The sequence below is a fragment of the Saccharomonospora glauca K62 genome (assembly GCF_000243395.2).
Lineage (GTDB): Bacteria > Actinomycetota > Actinomycetes > Mycobacteriales > Pseudonocardiaceae > Saccharomonospora > Saccharomonospora glauca.
In genome coordinates this window covers 1,520,614-1,536,057 of the sequence record NZ_CM001484.1, presented here as the reverse complement: position 1 = coordinate 1,536,057, position 15,444 = coordinate 1,520,614, and the positions used below count along the sequence as shown (strand labels likewise).

Here is a 15,444-nt window from a genome sequence, read left to right as displayed (position 1 = left end):
AGGTGCGCCCTATGACGGGGGCTTTGTCCGGGCTCCGGGTTCTCGACACGGCGACGCTGTTCGCCGGCCCACTTGCCGCGACGATGCTCGCGGACTTCGGCGCCGAGGTCATCAAGATCGAGCACCCGAAGGGCGATCCGGTGCGCAGCCACGGCGCGCACCGTGACGGCGTGGGCCTGTGGTGGAAGATGATCGGTCGAGGCAAGAAGGCCGTCACGCTGTATCTCGGAGCTCCCGAGGGCCAGGAGATCTTCAAGCGGATGGTCGCCGACGCCGACGTCGTCATCGAGAACTTCCGGCCGGGCACGCTGGAACGCTGGGGGCTCGGCTACGACGAACTCAGCAAGATCAACCCGGGGCTGGTGCTCGCGCGGGTGACCGGGTTCGGCCAGATCGGCCCCTATGCGAAGCGTCCGGGGTTCGGCACGCTCGCCGAGGCCATGAGCGGGTTCGCGGCCATCACCGGCGAACCCGACGGGCCGCCGACGTTGCCGCCGTTCGGCCTCGCCGACGGCATCGCCGCGCTCGCCACGTCGTTCGCCGTGATGACCGCGTTGCGGGCCCGCGAGCGGACCGGCCGGGGCCAGGTGGTGGACCTCGCCATCATCGAGCCGATCCTCACCGTGCTCGGGCCGCAGATCATCACCTACGACCAGCTCGGCACCCTGCAGGAACGCACCGGCAACCGCTCGCACAACAACGCGCCCCGCAACACCTACCGCACGCGCGACGGGAGCTGGGTGGCGATCTCCACCAGCGCCCAGTCCATCGCCGAACGCGTGATGCGCCTGGTGGGCAGGCCCGAGTTCATCGACGAGCCGTGGTTCTCCTCGGGCGCCGAACGCGCGAAGCACGCCGACGAACTCGACGAGGCCGTCGGGTCCTGGATCGCCCAACGCGACCGCGACGAGGTGATCAAGGCGTTCGAGGAGGCGCAGGCCGCCGTCGCCCCGATCTACACCGCCGCCGACGTCATGGCCGACCCCCAGTTCCGGGCGCTGGGCAGCATCGCCTCCCTGCCCGACGAGGAACTCGGTCGGGTCCGGATGCAGAACGTGATCTTCCGGCTCTCCGAGACACCGGGTGAGATCCGGTCGACCGGTGCCCCGCTCGGCGCGCACACCGAGGAGGTCCTCAGCCGCTACGGGGTCACCGAGGACGAGTTCGCCCAGCTGCGGCAGAAGGGCGTGATCCGGTGATCCCTCCTCACCGAAGCTGGTTGTACGTGCCCGCCGACCGGCCCGACCGGGTCCGCAAGGCACTCGCCGGCGAGGCCGACGCGGTGGTCCTCGACCTGGAGGACGCGGTGGCGCCGCGGAACAAGGACGAAGCCCGCCGCACCGTTGTCGACGTCCTCACCGAAGGCCACTCGGTCTACGTGCGCATCAACGACCCGGAGAGCCCGGCCGGGGCCGCCGACCTCCGTGCACTCGCCGCCGCCTCGGCGGCCCCGGCCGGGGTTCGGGTGCCGAAGTGCGAGGACGCCGACGACGTGCGTCGTGTGGCCGACACCCTCGGGGTTCCGGTCGTGCCCCTCATCGAGTCGGCCCTCGGCGTGGAGAACGCGTGGGCCCTGGCCACCGCGCACCCGTTGGTCGGCGGCATCTCGCTGGGTGAGGCCGACCTGTCGGCGGACCTGCGCGCCACGGGTGACGAGGTACTGGCCTGGCCCCGGTCGCGCGTCGTCGTCGCCGCCCGTGCGGCCGGGTTGCCGAGCCCGGTGCAGAGCGTGTGGACGGCGGTGAAGGACCTCGACGGGCTGCGGCGCGACACCCTCGCGGCGCGGCGGCGCGGGTTCTTCGGGCGCTCGGTGATCCACCCGGCGCAGATTCCCGTGGTGCACGAGGCATGTGCGCCCGATCCCGACGAGACCGCGTGGGCCCGCTCGGTGCTGGAGCGGATCAGCGAAAGCGACGACGCGGTCTTCGTCGACCACACAGGACGTTTCGTGGACAAGGCGATCGTGGAGCGGGCGCGCTGGCTCGTGGCGATCGCCGACGGCGAGAAAGGCCGGAACTGATGACACGCACGCAAGACCCCCTGCTGGCCGCCGTCTCCGGTGGAGTGCGGTTGTTCGAGCTGGGGCAGCCCTTCTTCACGGGGATGCCGTGCTCGCCCAACCACCCCGGTTTCCGGATGACCCTCATCCGCCGGCACGGCGACATGATGCGCCCCGACGGCGGCTCCGCCGCCAACGAGATCATCGTCACCGGCGGCCACGTGGGCACCCACATCGACGCCCTCTCGCACGTCAGCCACGACGGCAAACTCCACGGCGACGTCGACGCCGCGCAAGCCCAACGGGGCGGCACGTTCTCGACCCACGGCGCGGAGAACCTGCCGGGGTTGCTGCGGCGCGGGGTGCTGCTCGACGTCGCCGCCGTGCACGGCGTCGCCACACTCGATCCGGGCTACGGCGTGACCGTGGCCGACCTCGAAGCCGCGGCACAGCTGGCGGGCGCGGAGCCGGGTGAGGGGGACGTGGCGCTGGTGCGCACCGGCTGGGCGCGCAACTTCGGCGACCCGACGGCGTACCTGGGCAAGGAGACCGGGGTGCCGGGCGTGACCGTGGAGGCCGCGCGCTGGCTCGCCGAGCGCCGCGTCGTCGCCACCGGGGCCGACACCACGGCTTACGAGCGGATTCCCGCGGGCGCCGGGCACGCGGTGCTGCCCGTGCACCGGGTCCTGTTGGTGGAGTCGGGCATCTTCATCATGGAACACCTGAACCTGGAGGACGTGGCGGAGCAGGGCGTGCGGGAGTTCGTCTTCCTGCTGGCCCCGCTGCGCATCACCGGCGGCACCGGCTCGCCGATCCGGCCGCTGGCGGCGGTGAGCGCATGAGCACGGCGTTGGTGCGGCGCCTCGCCGACCTGGCCGACGAGGTACGCCGCGGTGGTCTGCCCGACGAACTCCGTGCCGACGCGGCCCGCCGCGTGCTCGACGTGCTGGGCAACAGCCTGGCGGCCACGGCCCAGCCACCCGCGGCGGCGGTGGGGGAACTCGTGCGCGAGTGGGGTGGTGAGGGCCGGGCCACCGGCATCGGCACGGGCACCCGGCTTCCCGAGCCCAGTGCGGCGTTGCTCAACGGCACCCTGGCGCACTCGCTGGACTTCGACGACACCCACCTGCCCTCGGTACTGCACCCGTCGGCGTCGGTCGTGCCCGCCGCGCTGGCGGTGGCGGAGGCCCGTGGTGCCTCCGGTGCTCGGCTGTTGGACGCCATCGGTGTCGGCGTCGAGGTCGCCGTGCGCGTGGGCATGGCGGGCTACGACCGCCGGCTCGGGAACTCGGTGTTCTTCGAACGCGGCTTACACGCCACCGCGATCTGCGGCGCGCTGGGTGGGGCCGTCGCCGCCGCCATGTTGTCCGATATGGACTCCGAGCGCATCGCCGACGCCGTGGGCATCGCGGCGAGCATGGGCTCGGGCCTGTTGGAGGCGAACCGCACGGGCGGCACCGTGAAACGCGTGCACTGCGGCTGGGCCGCGCACGCCGCGGTGACCGCCGCCGGGCTCGCCCGCACCGGCATCACCGGGCCGCCCACCGTGTTGGAAGGCCGGTTCGGGCTGCTGCAGGCGTTCTGCGGTGACCAGGTGGACCTCGGCGCGATCACCGACGGGCTCGGGGAACGCTGGGAGTTGCCGGGGATCTTCTTCAAGCCGTATCCGTGCAACCACTTCACCCACGCCGGGATCGACGCGGCCTTGAGACTGCGGAAGCGTGGGGTGGGCCCGGCCGATATCGAGGCACTCGAACTCGGGGCGCCCACGGCCGTGTTGCGCACCATCGGGGAACCGCGCGAGGACAAGATCAAGCCCAAGTCGGGCTACCACGCGGCCTTCTCCGGCCCCTACACGGTCGCGGCGGCGCTGCTGGGCGGCGGTGGTCTGGGTGTCTTCCACGAGGACTTCACCGACGAGGCCGCCGCCGATCCCGAACGGCTGGCGTTGGCGGCGAAGGTGACGTGCGTGCCCGACGAGCGGTGCGACGAGATCTTCCCGCACCAGTTCCCCGCCGTGTTGCGCGCACGCCTGCGCGACGGGACTCAGCTGGAGGAACGCGTGGAGGAGAACCGGGGCGGCAGCGGCAACCCGCTGTCGGCCGACGAGCTCGCCACGAAGTTCCGCCTCAACGCCACCCGTGTGTTGTCGGAGGAACGGGCGGACCGCATCACCGAGCTGACCTACGGACTCACCGAGCTGCCAACGGTGACGGAGTTGACGCGGCTGCTGTGACGACGGCGCGGAAGCCGGTCGAGCACGGTGTGGTGCTCGACCGGCCCGTGGCTAGCGAAGCCAGTTCCGGTCGCTGAAGTCCTCGTCGTCCTCGTCGGCGTCCCGGCGGCGGCGCGCCGTGGCCCGCTTCGTCTCGTCTTGTCGCAGTTGCTCGAACTGCTGCTCGCCCGTCCTGGCGAGTTCCTCGCGTTCCTCCTCGGACATGCCGCGGTAGTGCTGCACGGCCTGGTCCACCAGCGGGTCCAGCGCCCGCGCGAAGGCCGGCGAGGTGAAGGTGTCCCGGAGGCTCCTGCGCCCCGTGAGGATGTCGTCGACCAGGGCACGGAACTCGGGGTCGGGCACCTTGTCGCGCAACAACGTCAGCGAGTTCTTGAGATGACGCGAAAGCGCCGCGTCACCACGGGCGATGTCGAGCATCGGCTCCGGTTCCGGCTTGGCCATGTCACACTCCGGGGTGGTCGTAGTTGTCTTCCGGCAACGCGTGCTTGTCGATGTCGCCCAGGGTGCTGAGGTAACCCGCCGTCAGACCGACGAGTCCCTGAACCGCGTTCCAAGCGATCGTGTGCGCCTGGAGGATGTCGCCCCACACCCCCAGTGCCTTGCTGATCGTCGCGGCCGCGGCGGCCCCGGAGAGGATGGGCCCGACGACGGTCCAGCTGCTGGCGGCGGCCGCCGCCAGTTCCAAGCCGATGGCGATGAGCAGGTCCATCAGCATTTCGAGGAACGACTTGATGGAGTTCGCCGTCTCGTACATGCCGATCGCCGTCTGCTTGAACTCCTTGCCCATCTGGGCCAAGGTCTGCTGCTGGTCCTCGATCGTCTTCGCGAATTCGCTGAAGTAGTTGTTCGCCGCCTCGAAGGCGTTGCCCTGCCAGTCGGCGGAGACGGTTTTCAGCTCACTCGTGATGACGTCGGCGAAGGCGGCGTGGAACTCACCCAGCTTCTCCATCGCGACACCGGCTTTCTGCACTTTCTCCCAGTCGCCGGCGAACTGTTCCGCGACCCACGAGAAGGGGTTCACGTCGAAGACGAGGTCGATGGCCTGCCCGACCCAGTACGAGACGCTGATGTACTGGCTGATCCCGATGACGTTCTCCAGCAGGTCCGGGATGGGATCGGAGGCGGTGGGATCGACGAGCTTGGACGCAGGGGATTCGGGCATGTTCAGCCTTCCGTCGAGTAGGTGGCATCGAGACGCGCGGCTTTCTCCTGCTCGGTCTCGTGGTACATGGCCGCGGCTTTGTCCAGCTCGGACGCCGCCGCCTCGACGATCTCCGCGAGCCTTTGGTAGTTCCGGCTGAGGAAGTCACTGGCTTCCTTCGCCGCGTTCGCGGCCGTCACGTACATCCGCGAGTCCTCGCCGTCGAGGTTCAGGTGGTCCTCGGCGTAGGTCTGCGCCGCCTTGGCGTCGGTCTTCAGTTCATCGATGCGCTCAGCGAACTTCTCGATACTCTTGGGATTCGCTTTGAAGCCGTCGGGCACCTTCTCCTCCGTGGTCACCGCGCGGTGACACGACCGCGCGCCCTACTGCCCGGATAAGCTTGCTCCAGGTCTTGGGGATCGACTTGCCCGGAAAGGATCCCACATGCCCGAGTCCGAGATCATCGAAATCGCGGCGAATCTGGTGGAGCAAGGAGCCCTTCCCTCACATTGCTCGCGCCACGGCAGGCCGGCGGTGAAGCGCGCCGATTTCACGCTGCAGTCCAAGGTGCGCCTCGAAGGCAGTCGCACGCGCCGTGTCGGCGGCCTCGGAGTGCTCGGTATGGCGGAGCGCCTGGAGCAACACGCCCGCAAGGTTCGAGTCACCCGGGTCAAGGGATGGCCGCTGTGTGACGTCTGCACGCGCACGCGAGCCCGGTGGCTCGGGGTCGCCGCGGTCATGTTCGGCGGCGGTCTGCTGCTGTTCGTCGGCTCCCTCGTGGTCGGGTTGCTGGCCGAGAAGGGCTCGGTGCCGGCGCTGGCGGGGGTGGCGATGGCCGGGTTCGTGCTGGTGGTGCTGTCGGCTTTCCCGTTCTCCAGGGCCGGCATGTCCCGCGTGATCGGCGCGGTGACGGCGCCGGAGGGCGGCGCGGTGCTCGTCAGCAACCCCAGTTCCGCTTTCCGCGCCGAACTTCCCCGCCACTGAGAACACGGGCAAAGGCCGCCGCACGTCGCGGGAAGGCCGGTAACGACTCGGCTCCTCGTCGAGCACCGCACCGGAAGGCGGTGCGATGCTCGACGAGCATTTCGGGATTCGGGAGGGGGCCGGCCCGGTTCAGGCCGTGAGGAACCACTGCCGTTCGTAGGCCAGGGCGAGCCCCCGCACGCAGGCGTCGATGTTGTCGCGGTTGGCGTTCGCGCGCAGTTTGTAGCGGGTGGCGTGCCGGGTGTCGAGCACGATGGGCCGGGAGCCCGGCAGGACGAGCTCGGCGAACGACTCCATCATCTGCAGCACGATGTCGGCGCTGTCCTGATTGAGCGCCTCACCCTTGCAGTAGGGAAGCACCAGCCACCGCGTGTCCGCTCTGTCGTGCAAGCACACCCCGAGCAGGTGACGAAATACGATACGCAGATTTCCTTCCGACCAGGTGGCATCAGTGACATGTATTCCGGTGGCCCGCTTGGGAATCAGGGAAAGGAATCCTTCGGAGGCGTCCCGATAGGCGGCGGCCCGCCAATCTCCCTTGCCCGAGACCTGTTCGATGACTTTTTCCAATTCACTCTTCCGATCGGGCGAGTTCAACGCCCGCCGGAAAGCCGCCAGCAATGGTCCGTACGCCGACCAGGCGGGGCGTTCGGGATCGAGATAACGGCGCTTCTGCTCCGCCACTATCGACATGGCCTTGCGGGGACCGGCGTGGACGTAGTCCAGCCACTGGAGTCCACCGATGAACACGGTACGGGCAGTGGTAGTCACCGAAACCAGCTCCGTTCGCCGTCACGAAAGCACCACGAACGACCGAATCACGCGGGGAACAAGACACACCACGACCAATTCCGCCCCCAGTCGAAATGCGACCCGAAACCCCCAGACCGTCGAGTACTGCCGCCGACCTGAACAGCCCTCGAAATCGAACGATACGTGCGCGGTGCCGAACTGCCTGCCTACGCTCGTAATTCTATCATCGCCGCCCGACAAGATCAGCCTTTCGGATACGGATTAATGCTTTCCGAGCAACGGCGCAATCGGTGGTCATCGCCCCCGGTCGAGGCCCGGCCGGGGCCAACCGGCCGTCACCGCAGACCCTCCGAGAGCGGGAGCCTCCACCCGATACCATGACGATGCAAGATCGCGGCCCGACGGGCACCGAAGTCACGCTTCGACGCTGCCCCCACCCGCGCGTAACTCACGCGTGCCCAGTGGGGGTTGACAGTGGCGCTCGTCCGCAGGAGTGCGGTGGATCTGCTCGACGAGGCGAAGGCCGACCGGCTTCACACACTGCTGGCGGAGCAAGCCGATTTCCAACTCGACGCACGTGCGGGTACCGGCGAAGTCCGGTCGTGGCGGCGCAGCCTTCCCGTCCTGCTCACCGATCTCATCGACGCCGGTCTGGGCCACGTCGAGGTGCTGCTCGAACACCGGCTGCCCCATAGCCCCAAACGTGTCGACGCCGTTCTGTGCGGCACCCATCCCACGACGGGCGCGCCCAGCTATGTGCTGGTCGAGCTGAAGCAGTGGTCCCGCGCCGAGCTCGTCGCCCACGACCTGGTGCACGTGCCCGGCCACGGCGCGGACGTCCTGCTCCACCCCGTGGAACAGGTGCGCGGCTACTGCGAGTACCTCGTCGACTCGACTCCGGCGCTTACGGAGCGACCCGACGCCGTGAGCGGGATCGCCTATCTGCACAACGCACGAGCCTCGCTCGTCTCCTCGCTCACGCGATACCAACCGAGCGAGTACGGACGCCTGTTCACTCTCGACGACAAGGCCGCGCTAGCACGGCAACTGCGTTCTCGGCTGGACCCCGACGGCACCCGACAGGCGGCGCTGGCGGCGGCGGACGAGTTCCTCGGCTTCTCGCACGCGCCGTCGAAACCGCTGCTCAACCTCGCGGCGAAGGAGATCCGGGAACGCGAGCAGTTCGTCCTGCTCGACGAACAAAAAGTGGCGTTCGAGCTGGTGCAACGAGCGGTGGAGAAAGCGCGGACCGCGAACACCAGGACGGTCGTCGTCGTGCTGGGTGGTCCGGGTTCCGGCAAGAGCGCCATCGCCCTCAGTCTCGTCGGTGACCTCGCTCGCCGCGGTCGCACCGTACATCATGCGACCGGCTCCGCCGCCTTCACCCGGAGCATGCGCAAGATCGCCGGGCGCGGGAGCACCCGAGTGCAGAACTTGTTCAAGTACTTCAACGACTACATCACCGCCGAACCCCGCGATCTCGACGTGCTCGTCTGCGACGAGGCACATCGCATCCGGGAGACGAGCGTCAACCGGTTCACGCGGCGGGAAGTCCGCGAGCGTGCCAGGCGTCAGATCGACGAGTTGATCGACGCCGCGTGGGTTCCCGTGTTCCTCCTGGACGAGCACCAGACGGTGCGGCCCGGAGAAATGGGATCGCTGCGGGAGATCACGGCTGCCGCCGAGGCCAAGGGTTGCGCTGTCGAGGTCGTCCACCTGCGGGGTCAGTTCCGGTGCGGCGGCTCGGCCGCCTACGACACCTGGGTGGCGCGCCTGCTCGGGCTCGACCGCATGGCACCGACGCCGTGGAGCCATCTCGCCGAGGCGGACGACGAGTTCGTGGTCACCACCGCCGAGTCCCCCGCGGCGTTGGAGTCCTGGCTGATCGCGCAACAGGCGCGCCACGGCGGTACGGCACGCCTCGCCGCGGGCTACTGCTGGCCGTGGAGCGACCCGGTGTCGACCGCCGACGGCAAGAAACTCGTCGACGACGTGGTGATCGGCGACTGGCGGCGTCCCTGGAACGCCAAACCCGGCAAGCGGGTGCCGGAGGCACCGGAGTCGTACTACTGGGCCTCGGACCCGCGAGGGTTCGGGCAGGTCGGTTGCGTCTACACCGCCCAGGGTTTCGAGTACGACTGGGCGGGCGTCATTCTCGGCCCCGACTTCGTTCGCCGCGACGGGCAGTGGGTGGCCAGGCGAGAACACTCCAAGGACCCCACCGTGAAGAAGGCCGACGAACTCCACTTCGCCGAGCTGATCCGCAACACCTACAAGGTGCTGCTGACGCGAGGCTTGAGCGGGGTGTGCCTGTACTCGACGGACCCGGAGACCCGGGAGTTTTTGGAGAAGATGACCGGTTGAGTCGTCCCCGTTCCCCGGACCGTAGGCTGGGCCGACATGGAGTTCGCCGACCTGCGGCGCCGTCTGCGTGACTTCGCCGACGAGCGCGACTGGAATCGCTTCCACACGCCGAAGAACCTCGCCATGGCCCTCGTGGGCGAGGTCGGGGAGCTGGTGGAGATCTTTCAGTGGCTGACCCCCGAGCAGTCCCGTGCCGTCATGGCCGACCCGCGCACCGCCGAGCAGGTTCGGCACGAACTCGCCGACGTGCTGGCCTATCTGGTGCGTCTGGCCGATGTGCTCGGCGTCGACCTGTTGGCGGCGTCGGAGGAGAAACTCCGGCTCAACGAAGCGAAATATCCGGTGGAGCTGGCTCGGGGACGCGCCGACAAGTACGACCAACTCCCCTCCGAGGGGGCGTGACGGCTTTTCGTCCCGTCGAGGACGAGGCCGCGCACCGGCGAGTCACCATGCGTCGTTCCGGACGGCCAGGCGGGCGTTCAGCATCGCGACGAAGAGCCGAGGATCGTCCACCGGCAAGGTGACCGTGCCGGACTCGGTGTCCAGCACCACGACCGGGCCCGGAGTCATGCGGGCCGTGGACCCGTCGGACAGGCTCAACCACGGTGTCGGGCCCGCCGTGTCGGGGAGTGTCGTCGCGTGGGCCTCGCGCACGGCGTGGAAGGCGACGGCTCCGCGCCCGACGGCCCGGTGTCGCCGAGCCGTCCACGCGATGCCCCACGTGCCCAACGACACCTCCCCGGTCAGCATTCCGGTGTCGTGCAGCCGCGCTCGCAGGGCGACGGTGAACGGCGTCGCCCCCAGCTCCCACGACACGGGAGTCAGCAGCGTCCGCATGGCGCGTGAGGCGCTGACCACGGCGACGACCACCGCGGTCAGCGACAGCGGCAGGACCACTACCGCGACCATGGCTCCGGCCCCCTCCGCACTCGCCGCCGCGCCGACGGCGGGCAACACGCCGAGCACCAGCTGCGTCCCACAGCCGACAGCGGCGGACCGTACCCATCGGGGCGGATGGAACAGCAGGCGGTGGACACTGCCCGCCAGGACGACGGCGGGCACGCCCGCTCCCACCGCTGCCACGACCGACCACATCACGGACCCACTCGTGGCGCCGACGATGGCAGCGGCGATCACGCAAAGCGCCGTGATCGCCCACGGACAGGCGAGCAACGCGATCGACAACGCCGTCCGCGCCCTCGCCCATCGTGGCTGCAGCAGCCGCGCGGTGTGTGGGTCGACGACCCCGGGGACCGTGGTGGGCAGAAGCATGCCATCAACCTAGCGGGGAGGTCCGACAGTGTGGTGCCGGATCACTCCCGATGGCCGGGGGATGATGTCCGCCGCCGGCCCCGGCACGGGCCACGCACTCACCGTCGCGGGGCTCGACGCTCCTTCCGCCACGGTTCCGGCAAAGAGTGACCACTGTGGACTATCGACCCACTTGCCGTCGGCTCACCGCGTGCCTTCGGGATCGTTCTCCGTGATGTCGTAGAGTTCGAGGAACGTGCTGGGCACCTCGTTGACGCCGTTCCGGAAGTGCGTGACCTCCGCGATCAGGTCGTCCTCGTCGGCGTCGAGGGTTTCCAGCATCTTCATCACGTCGTCGTAGAGGTCGTTGGCCACCTCGCCGGGGTGATGTTTGTAGGACACGGTCTTCGTATCCCCGTCGAGGCGCTCCCCCAACCACCCGATGAGGATGAGGGAAGTCCCGAGGGGAGCCGTCTTGGGAGGAATGGCGATCGCCGTGCCGATCCCCTGAAGGCTCTGCCAGAACTTGTCGCGGCTGCCGGTCTCGGTGTTCTTCTCCCCCAGCGCCTTGGTGGCGGCGTTGATCAGTTTGAGGTTGTTCTTACGGTAAGTGTCGATGATCTTCGCTCGCCTGTTGATGAGTGTGGCGAGGCCATTGGCGAACAAGGCGTGGTTGAGCAAAGTCGGCTTGGTCGAGGCGAAGATGCCCTCGGCGACACGGTCCGCCGCGGTGCCGGTCCAGTCGACGCGCCAGCCCTTCTCCTCGTCGCGTTCGACGAAGATCTTGTCCACGTTGTCACTCAACGACAACGCGGATTGGAACGCACCACCCCGTGGGCCCTCCAACGTGGCACCGAAGTCGGCCGCCATCTCGACGAGAGTGTCGTGTGCTTCCTTGAGCTCGTCGGGCTTGTTGTCGGACCACAGCGGTAGGACATCGGAGATCCACTTGCGGTCCTGCCAGGCCCACTCCTCGGCGTTGGCGAACAGCTCGCCGACACCGCAGTCGATCTCGTCCTCGTCGACGAGGACGATGTGGTCGTGCCACCACACCTCGTAGTTGGTGGGCGAGCCACGGTCCCGGATCTTGCCGTGGCAGGACACGTTCTTCACGGAGCCCTTTGCCCCGTCCTCGTACCACCGCATGTACTCGCACCCGTAGGTGAGGTGCGCCATGACCTCGGGCTTGCGGTACTCCCACACTTCCGGCGCGCTGTTGTAGTTCTGTCGGAAGTGGACCGGGGGCGGGGCCCACCAGTCCATGCGCCGGACGCAGTCGTACATGGTCTCCTGCCACCGCTCTTTCAGTTTCTTCTCGAAGCGGTCGAGCGCATCCTGCAGCTCGGCCAGGTAGTCGTCGGCCATCAGCGGTCACGCTCCTCTTCGGTGGCCTCTTCCAGTTCCTCGAGGTACTCGCGCGACCGCTCGTCGATCTCCGCGGGGTTGTCCTCGGTACCGAATCCGTCGGCCTGTTCGTCGGTGGCTTCCTCGGGCCGCTTCGTGTCCCCGGCGACCTTGTCCGGGTCCCACTGGAGGTCGTAGTCGCCGACACCGTTGCGTTCGAAGCTCTCGCGCCAGCGGTTGTACTCGTCCCGTTGCTCGTTCTCCTGTTGGACGTAGCGTTCCGCCGCTTTCTCCAGCTGCTCCGCGGTGAGGTAGTAGCGGGCCGTCGTGGTCTTGAGGTAGTTCTCGAACTCGTCCAGCAGACGGATGATCTCCTCGTCCGCGACGGTGGCATACCCGTGGCGGTTGGTGAGATGAGCTCGCGCGTCGTCGGTGCGGGCGAGTTTCTTCGTCACCTCGGCGTACTGTTCCGCGATCTCGTAGTTGGTCCTCGCCAACTGCATCACGGTCTCGATGTCCACGGTGTATCCGCTCACGATGACCTCCTTCCGGTGAGGCGTTCCTCCGGGGCCTCGATGCGCCCGGAGGGTCCTCGACCCTCACCCGTCGTCAAGCGGTTCGACGGTTGACGATCATGCTCGGTTCCGGGGAGTCACCTCGTTCGAGGCCAGTGTGGACGCGAAAGGCAAGAAGTTTGCCCGTGCACATGCACAGTGGAGTCCGATTTTGCCGATTTCCTCCGAAGGAACGGGGATTCGATGTGGACTTCCGCTACTGTCCGTCATGGACTCATTTCCCGATTCCTCGGGGTGGCGGTCGGGTCTCGCCTCGACAGCCTCGGCGCTTACCGAAACTGCCGTATCAGCGTCGAGAACCGCTCTCCGCGCACCCGCAACCACATCTCCACCCCCGTTCCACCACGCCACGGCCGTCCGAGGAAGCCGGTTCAGACCATTCCTTGACATTCATCAGACGTCGGATCACGCTGATTGCTGATCGTTCCGGAGTGGAACCGATCACAGTCGATCATCAGGGGGCGCTGATGAGACGTTCGATCCTCGCGCTGATCTCCGTGGCCGCTCTGGCCCCGGGCCTCCCGGCACCGGCTGTGGCCGCCCCGGCGGGCGCCACCTCCGGGGAGCCGTCCACGTCCTCCGTGTCGACGGGGACCACGTCCGGCGGGCTCCCGGTGACCGACCTCGCATCCCGCTACGAGGGAAGCCATCCGCGTTACCGCATCCCCGCGCTCACCACGCTGCCCAACGGCGACCTGCTGGCGGTGTACGACGGCCGACCCACGATGGCCGACCTGCCCTCCAACATCGCCCTGCTCATGCGCCGCAGCACCGACAGCGGCCAGACCTGGGGACCCCAGCAGGTGATTCGCCGGGACCCCGCTCCCCACGGCTACGGGGACCCCAGCCTGCTCGTGGACCGCGAGACCGGCCGGGTCTTCGTCTTCTACGCCGCCTCGATCAATCGGGGCTTCGGCGACTCCGAGACCGGCAACGACCCGGCGAACCCCGACATCCTGCACCTCGACTACAGCTACAGCGACGACAATGGCCGGACCTGGCGGCATCGCCGGATCACCGACATGGTGAAGGACCCCGCCTGGGGCGGCATGTTCGCGGCCTCCGGCGAAGGCATCCAGTTGCGCCGGGGCCCCCACGCCGGTCGGTTGATCCAGCAGTACACGGTCCGGTTCGACGGACAGAACTACGCCCTCAGCGTCTACAGCGACGACCACGGCGAGACGTGGCGGGCGGGTGAGCTGGTCGGCCCCGGAGCCGACGAGAACAAAACCGTCGAACTCTCCGACGGCCGGGTGTTGCTCAACAGCCGCGCGGCGCCGCATCGGCTCGTCGCGATCTCCGAGGATGGCGGCGAGACCTACACGCCGTTCGAGCCGGACCCCGAACTCGTCGATCCCGCCAACAACGGGTCGATCATCCGCGCCTTCCCCGACGCCGAACCCGACGACCCGCGCGCCGGGTGGCTGCTGTTCAGCAACACCGAGGACACGGGCATCCGGCGCAACCTCACGGTGAAGCTGTCGTGCGACGACGGTGAGACCTGGCCCGTGCGCAAGGTGGTCGAACACGGCGCCGCGGCGTACTCCACGCTCACCCCGCTCGGCGACGGGTCCTCCGACGACGGTCTCGGCGGCGAGTACGGCCTGTTCTTCGAGCGGGAGGGCTACCGGCACCTGTCCTTCACCCGCTTCGACCTCGACTGGCTCGACGGAGTCTGCGCGCCGGTGACCGTGGAGGCCGAGGGCGAGCTGCCCGCGGGCGAGGCGTCGGAGCTGTCGGTGACGGTCACCAACCAGTCCGGACGCTCCCTGCCCGCCGGGAAGGTTGCCCTGGAGGCAAAGGACGGCTGGTCGGCGCGCCCCGTCACCGTGCCCGCGCTGGCGCCCGGACGCTCCCACACGGTCGCTCTTGCCGTGACGCCGGCCGACGACGTCGCGGCCGGGCGGCACGAGCTGTCCGTGCGATACACCGTCGCGGGTGACAGTTCGTCGACGCGGGCCACCGTGTCGGTCGCCAATCCCTCTCCCCCGCCGCGGGCCGAGCTCGACGTCCTGCCGGTGCTCGACGCGATCTACCCCCTGGGCGCCGACGGCCTGCTGGACGACGAGATCGCGCCGTGGGTCCGGGTGACCAACACCGGGAACGTGCCGCTGACCTCCGTGCGGATGACCGGTCCCGACAACGCGGCGAGTTGCGACCACGCCGGACCGCTCGCCCCCGGCGACTCCTACGTCTGCAAGTCCGTCCGGCACACCGTCACCGAAGCCGACCTGGCCTCCGGGGAGTGGGCGCCGGAGTTCCGCGTCCGCGCCGACGGACCCGGTGGTGAGGTCGCCGACCGCACGGTGGCCATGGAGCCGGTGGATCTGACCTTGTCGGCTCCGGCGGAGGCGACGACGTCGGTGTGGGTGCCTTCCGGGGCTTTCGAGTCGTCCTCGTTCGTCCGGGTGCCGCGGGTCGGGGGGGCAGGGGCCACCGCTGGCGGCCGACCGCACGCTCCGACTGCAGGTGCCGGTGGCGGGCCGGGCGTCGGCGCAACTGGCGGTCACCGCCCCGCACGGCGCCGAGGATCTCGACGTCTCCGTGTCGAGATTGCGCGGCCCCGGTGGCGCGCTCCCACCGGATGCCGTCACGGTGCGCTATCCGCAGTTCATTCCCGACGAGGTGCACGGCGGTGTGGTGGCCGATCCGCTGCGCGAGGCCGAGACCGTGGACGTCGCCGCGGGACGCAACCAGGCCGCGTGGCTCACGATCGAGGTGCCCGCCGGGACCACCCCCGGCGCCTACACCGGCCGCGTGGTGGTTCGCGACGCGGACGGCGAGATCGGTCGGTGGC

At 68.9% G+C, this 15,444-nt stretch carries 14 protein-coding genes and 2 pseudogenes; 9 read left to right on the top strand and 7 right to left on the bottom strand.

Annotation, left to right across the window (positions count from 1 at the left end):
* Positions 1-11 precede the first annotated feature (11 nt).
* Genes SACGLDRAFT_RS07400 through SACGLDRAFT_RS07385 form a run of 4 tightly spaced genes read left to right on the top strand, consistent with a single transcriptional unit; the run spans position 12 to position 4,235 of the window.
* Positions 12-1,199 carry a CaiB/BaiF CoA transferase family protein gene (locus SACGLDRAFT_RS07400; protein WP_040918727.1) on the top strand — a complete coding sequence of 396 codons (1,188 nt, stop codon included), beginning with the start codon at positions 12-14 and terminating at the stop codon, positions 1,197-1,199.
* Positions 1,196-2,020 carry an HpcH/HpaI aldolase/citrate lyase family protein gene (locus SACGLDRAFT_RS07395; protein WP_005463188.1) on the top strand — a complete coding sequence of 275 codons (825 nt, stop codon included), beginning with the start codon at positions 1,196-1,198 and terminating at the stop codon, positions 2,018-2,020. Before SACGLDRAFT_RS07400 ends, SACGLDRAFT_RS07395 begins: the two co-directional genes overlap by 4 nt.
* Positions 2,020-2,841, top strand: a complete 822-nt coding sequence (locus tag SACGLDRAFT_RS07390; protein WP_005463187.1) for a cyclase family protein — start codon at positions 2,020-2,022, stop codon at positions 2,839-2,841. The genes SACGLDRAFT_RS07395 and SACGLDRAFT_RS07390 overlap by 1 nt, the downstream gene beginning before the upstream one ends.
* Complete coding sequence (locus tag SACGLDRAFT_RS07385) at positions 2,838-4,235, top strand: MmgE/PrpD family protein (protein WP_005463185.1); 1,398 nt, start codon at positions 2,838-2,840, stop codon at positions 4,233-4,235. The genes SACGLDRAFT_RS07390 and SACGLDRAFT_RS07385 overlap by 4 nt, the downstream gene beginning before the upstream one ends.
* Positions 4,236-4,286: 51 nt before the next feature.
* Here SACGLDRAFT_RS07385 and SACGLDRAFT_RS07380 read toward each other — a convergent pair whose 3' ends face one another.
* The 3 genes from SACGLDRAFT_RS07380 to SACGLDRAFT_RS07370 are packed head-to-tail and all read right to left on the bottom strand — an operon-like array spanning position 4,287 to position 5,735.
* Positions 4,287-4,676, bottom strand: a complete 390-nt coding sequence (locus SACGLDRAFT_RS07380) for a hypothetical protein (protein WP_005463176.1) — start codon at positions 4,674-4,676, stop codon at positions 4,287-4,289.
* Between the two features lies 1 nt (position 4,677).
* Positions 4,678-5,397, bottom strand: a complete 720-nt coding sequence (locus SACGLDRAFT_RS07375) for a WXG100 family type VII secretion target (protein WP_005463175.1) — start codon at positions 5,395-5,397, stop codon at positions 4,678-4,680.
* A gap of 2 nt (positions 5,398-5,399) precedes the next feature.
* Positions 5,400-5,735 (bottom strand): type VII secretion target, encoded by a 336-nt coding sequence (locus tag SACGLDRAFT_RS07370; RefSeq protein WP_232284093.1) that lies wholly within the window; start codon positions 5,733-5,735, stop codon positions 5,400-5,402.
* A gap of 85 nt (positions 5,736-5,820) precedes the next feature.
* Here SACGLDRAFT_RS07370 and SACGLDRAFT_RS07365 point away from each other — a divergent pair, with 85 nt between their 5' ends.
* Positions 5,821-6,360 (top strand): hypothetical protein, encoded by a 540-nt coding sequence (locus tag SACGLDRAFT_RS07365; RefSeq protein ID WP_005463173.1) that lies wholly within the window; start codon positions 5,821-5,823, stop codon positions 6,358-6,360.
* Between the two features lie 129 nt (positions 6,361-6,489).
* On the opposite strand, the gene SACGLDRAFT_RS07360 is transcribed toward SACGLDRAFT_RS07365, so the two are convergent.
* Positions 6,490-7,131, bottom strand: a complete 642-nt coding sequence (locus SACGLDRAFT_RS07360; protein ID WP_005463171.1) for a hypothetical protein — start codon at positions 7,129-7,131, stop codon at positions 6,490-6,492.
* 480 nt (positions 7,132-7,611) lie between these two features.
* On the opposite strand from SACGLDRAFT_RS07360, the gene SACGLDRAFT_RS07355 reads away from it, so the two are divergent.
* Positions 7,612-9,477 carry a DUF2075 domain-containing protein gene (locus tag SACGLDRAFT_RS07355; RefSeq protein WP_005463170.1) on the top strand — a complete coding sequence of 622 codons (1,866 nt, stop codon included), beginning with the start codon at positions 7,612-7,614 and terminating at the stop codon, positions 9,475-9,477.
* Positions 9,478-9,513: 36 nt separating this feature from the next.
* A complete protein-coding gene (locus SACGLDRAFT_RS07350; protein ID WP_005463169.1) occupies positions 9,514-9,879 on the top strand; it encodes a nucleotide pyrophosphohydrolase in 366 nt (121 codons plus the stop codon).
* A 42-nt stretch (positions 9,880-9,921) separates the two neighbouring features.
* Here SACGLDRAFT_RS07350 and SACGLDRAFT_RS07345 read toward each other — a convergent pair whose 3' ends face one another.
* From SACGLDRAFT_RS07345 to SACGLDRAFT_RS07335, 3 genes are all read right to left on the bottom strand, one after another.
* Entirely contained in the window at positions 9,922-10,749 is an 828-nt protein-coding gene (locus tag SACGLDRAFT_RS07345; RefSeq protein WP_005463164.1) for a hypothetical protein, read from the bottom strand.
* Between the two features lie 183 nt (positions 10,750-10,932).
* Positions 10,933-12,093 carry a hypothetical protein gene (locus SACGLDRAFT_RS07340; protein WP_040918725.1) on the bottom strand — a complete coding sequence of 387 codons (1,161 nt, stop codon included), beginning with the start codon at positions 12,091-12,093 and terminating at the stop codon, positions 10,933-10,935.
* A complete protein-coding gene (locus tag SACGLDRAFT_RS07335) occupies positions 12,093-12,608 on the bottom strand; it encodes a hypothetical protein (protein WP_005463163.1) in 516 nt (171 codons plus the stop codon). Before SACGLDRAFT_RS07335 ends, SACGLDRAFT_RS07340 begins: the two co-directional genes overlap by 1 nt.
* A gap of 98 nt (positions 12,609-12,706) precedes the next feature.
* Between SACGLDRAFT_RS07335 and SACGLDRAFT_RS22995 the strand changes: the two are divergent.
* Together SACGLDRAFT_RS22995 and SACGLDRAFT_RS23060 are read left to right on the top strand one after the other, a co-directional pair.
* Positions 12,707-14,875, top strand: a pseudogene (locus tag SACGLDRAFT_RS22995) (exo-alpha-sialidase); the annotation flags it as partial.
* 241 nt (positions 14,876-15,116) lie between these two features.
* Positions 15,117-15,356, top strand: a pseudogene (locus SACGLDRAFT_RS23060) (hypothetical protein); the annotation flags it as partial.
* Positions 15,357-15,444: the final 88 nt, after the last annotated feature.